Here is a 3,749-nt window from a genome sequence, read left to right as displayed (position 1 = left end):
GCCCGCGGGGCGGAGCCGGTCCGGCGGCAGGCAGGTGACGGCGTTGCCGTACAGGAAGAGGGTGCGGAGCCCCGGCGGGCACGCGGGGACCTCGGTCAGCCGGTTCCCGTCGAGGTGGAGGGCGCGCAGCGCGGTCAGGCCCGAGAGGTCGGGGACGGCGCCCAGCCGGTTGCCGTCGAGCCGCAGCTCCTCCAGCGACCGCAGGCCGCCGAGCCATGACGGCAGCTCGGTCAGGTCGTTCCACGCCAGGTCGATCAGCCGCACGCCGGCGAGGTCGCCCGCCGTGCCGGGGACGCGCGTGAGCCCCCGGCCGGGCGCGCGCAGCTCGCCGTCCGTCCTCGTCGTCATGGCGCGATCATGCCAGCCCGCCTGCCCGGTCACCGGGCCGGGTGGCGGTTCCTGAGCTCGAACAGCTCCGACGGCGAGATCGGCATGCGGTCGATCGGGATGCCCTCCGCGTCCTCGACGGCCGACGCCACCACCGCGGACACCGGGATGACCCCGGCCTCGCCGGCGCCCTTGATGCCGAGGGGGTTGAGGGGCGACGGCGTCTCCAGGTGGGCGGTCTCGACCATGGGGATCTCGGTGGCGTACGGCATGAGGAAGTCCATGAACGAGGCGTTGACGAGCTGACCGTGCCCGTCGTAGACCATCCGCTCGTACAGGGCGCCGCCGACGCCCTGGGCGACCCCGCCGTGGATCTGGCCCTCGACGATCATGGGGTTGATCAGCCTGCCGCAGTCGTGCACGACCACGTAGCGGACGATGCGCACCTCGGCGGTCAGCGGGTCGGTCTCGACGATCGCCGCGTGCATGCCGGCGGCGAACGTGGACCTGATCGGCGAGTAGTAGTCGCGCCCCTCCAGGCCCGGCTCGTCGCCCTCGGCCACGGGCGGCCGGTCGGGCGAGGCCGCGCCGGCGAACTGGGTCGCCTTGACCGCCTCGTCGTCGAAGGCGTAGCGCAGCGGGTTGGCCAGCACCGCGACCGTGGACAGCGGGATCCCGGCCGACGGCGTGCCGGCCACGCGCACCAGCCCGTCGACGATCTCCAGGTCGGCCGGGTCGGCCTCCAGCGCGTCGGCGGCGATGCGCAGCGCCTTCGCGCGCACCTTGCGGCAGGCCAGCGCGATCGCGTTGCCGCTCATCACGGCCGCGCGCGAGGCGAACGTGCCGACCGCGTAGCCGAAGCGGCGCGTGTCGCCGGTGACCACCGAGACCCGGTCGATGGGCACGCCCAGTTCGGTCGCGGCGACCTGCGCGAACACGGTCTCGTGGCCCTGCCCCTGCGAGGTGAGGCCGGTCGAGACGTGCACCCGCCCGTCGGAGGTGACCATGACGTGGCCGCCCTCGTACGGGCCGACGCCGGTGCCCTCGACGTAGCAGGCGATGCCGATCCCCCGGCCGGGCCGCCGCTCGAAGTCGTCCCAGCCGATCAGCTCCTTGACCATGCGGAGCATCTCCGGGTAGTCGCCGCTGTCGTAGATCAGCGGCCGGCCGTCCTGGAACGTCATCCCCTGGTCGTACGGGAACTCGTGCGGCTCGATGAGATTGACCCGGCGCACCTCGGTGCGGTCACGGCCGAGATGGCGGGCGATCTTGTCCATGGTCCGCTCCATGCAGAACACGCCCTGCGGCCGCCCGGCCCCCCGGTACGGCGTGACCTGCACGGTGTTGGTGTAGATGGAGCTGAACTCGACCCGGTAGGCGCCGATCCGGTACGGGCCGAGCAACTGGGTCGAGGTGATGATCGGCACGATGATCCCGTACGGCGTGTAGGCGCCGTGGTCGTGCAGGATCGTCACGTCCAGCCCGAGCACCCGCCCCTCGTCGTCGAAGCCGACCTCGACGTGCTGCACCTGGCCGCGTTCGTGGGCGGAGGAGACGAAGTGCTCGCGCCGGTCCTCGGTCCACTTGACCTCCCGGCCGAGCAGCATCGCCGCCCACGGGACGAGGATCTCCTCCGGCCACGGGTGGACGATCTTGACGCCGAACCCGCCGCCCACGTCGGGGGCGATCACCTCGACGTGCGGCAGCGGCAGGCCGAGCGCCGCGGCGACGGCCATGCGGACGCTGGTGGAGGTCTGGGTGCTGGAGTAGACGCGCAGGTCGGTGCCGTCCCACCGGGCGTACACGCCGCGGCCCTCCAGCGGCATGCTGGCGCTGCGCTCGATGTCGAGCCGGAACGCCAGCCGGTGCGGCGCCGCCGCGACGGCCTCGCGGGCGCCCGCGCCGCTCGCGGACGGCACCTCCTGGACGAGGTGGGCGCCCACGTTGCCGGGCACGTCGTCGTGCACGAGGTGCGCGCCGTGCGCCGCCTCCTCCAGCCCGGCGACCGGCTTGAGCACCTCGTAGTCCACCTCGATGAGCGCGCAGGCGTCCTCGGCGAGGTAGCGGTCGGCGGCCACGACCATGACGACCGGCTCGCCGACGTGCCGGACGACGTCGCGGGCCAGCGGATGGGCGGTGCGGCCGTGGGTGAGTGCGGGATGCGGGATGAGCAGCGGCAGCGGGCGGGCCACCCGCTCGGGCAGGTCCTCCCAGGTGTAGACGGCGACCAGGCCGTCCACGTCGAGCGCGGCGGAGACGTCGATGTCGCGGACGCGGGCGTGCGCGTGCGGCGAGCGCACGAACGCCGCCGCCAGCGCGCCGGCGCCCAGGTCGTCGAGGTAGCGGCCGCGCCCGGTGAGCAGCCTGCTGTCCTCCCGGCGCCGCACCGGCTCGCCGAACAGCCTCGTGCTCACCGTCCCTCCTCCGCCAGCAGTTCGGCGGCCCGGTGGACGGCCCTGGCGATGTTCTGGTAGCCGGTGCAACGGCACAGGTTGCCCGAGATGCCCTCCAGGACCTCACGATCGGTCGGCGCGGGGTTCTCGCGCAGCAGCGCCGTCACCGTGCACAGGAAGCCGGGCGTGCAGAAGCCGCACTGCAGCGCGTGGCACTCGGCGAACGCCCGCTGCACCGGCGACATGCCGTCCGGACCGGCCAGCCCCTCCACCGTGGTGATCTCCCGGCCGTCCACGGTCACCGCGAACGTCAGGCAGGAGCGCACCGGTTCGCCGTCCAGCAGCACCGTGCAGCAGCCGCACACGCCGTGCTCGCAGCCCACGTGCGTGCCGGTCAGGCCCAGGTCGTGGCGCAGGCAGTCGGACAGCAGCCGCCGCGCGGGCACCCGCGCCCGCCGCGCGACGCCGTTCACCACCAGCGTGATCTCGTGCTCCACGTCCCTCCTCACCCCGCCCGCTCCGCGCGTCCCCGGATGGCCGTGCCCGCCCCGGCTCCCGTCCCGGCGGCGGCGCCGGCCGCCGTCCGGGCCGCCTCGTCGAGCGCCTGCCCGGTCAGGACGCCGACGAGGTGCAGCCGGTACGCGGCGCTCGCGTGCACGTCGCCCTCCGGCTCGGTCGCCTCCTGTACGGCCCGAGCCGCGGCCGCCCAGCCGGCCGGGTCCGCCGGGCGGCGCTCGCAGGCCCTCGTCACGTCCACCACGACCGGCACCGGCCCGACCCCGACGCACGCCACCCGCGCGGCGGCCACGCCCAGGTCCTCCCCCAGCGTCACCACGGCGCACACCCCGGCCAGCGCGTAGTCGCCGTGCCGCCGGGCCACCTCGCGGAAGGCCGTGCCGGACCGGGCCGGCAGCGCCGGGAAGAACGCCGACACCGCCAGCTCGCCGGGCCGGACGGCCGCCTCCATGGGGCCGAGGAAGAACTCCCGCGCCGGGACGTCCCGCTCGCCCGCCCCGTGGCGGGCCAGCC

Annotated in this window: 4 protein-coding genes; all 4 read right to left on the bottom strand. The window is 74.8% G+C overall.

What is annotated here, in order from left to right:
* The coding region (locus tag CXR44_RS40725; protein WP_425437404.1) for a leucine-rich repeat domain-containing protein at positions 1 to 348 on the bottom strand (348 nt) is incomplete at its 3' end.
* 29 nt (positions 349 to 377) lie between these two features.
* Positions 378 to 2,741, bottom strand: coding sequence for an aerobic carbon-monoxide dehydrogenase large subunit (gene cutA / locus CXR44_RS08535; protein ID WP_101784375.1), 2,364 nt, complete (start codon positions 2,739 to 2,741; stop codon positions 378 to 380).
* A complete protein-coding gene (locus CXR44_RS08530; protein ID WP_101784373.1) occupies positions 2,738 to 3,217 on the bottom strand; it encodes a (2Fe-2S)-binding protein in 480 nt (159 codons plus the stop codon). The genes cutA and CXR44_RS08530 overlap by 4 nt, the downstream gene beginning before the upstream one ends.
* Positions 3,218 to 3,225: 8 nt before the next feature.
* A partial coding sequence (locus CXR44_RS40720; protein WP_483870010.1) for an FAD binding domain-containing protein occupies positions 3,226 to 3,749 on the bottom strand: 524 nt, incomplete at its 5' end.

The sequence above is a fragment of the Nonomuraea indica genome (genome assembly GCF_002850745.1).
Lineage (GTDB): Bacteria > Actinomycetota > Actinomycetes > Streptosporangiales > Streptosporangiaceae > Nonomuraea > Nonomuraea indica.
The sequence above is the reverse complement of the archived record's forward strand: the minus strand, read 5'-3'. Positions and strand labels throughout refer to the sequence as shown.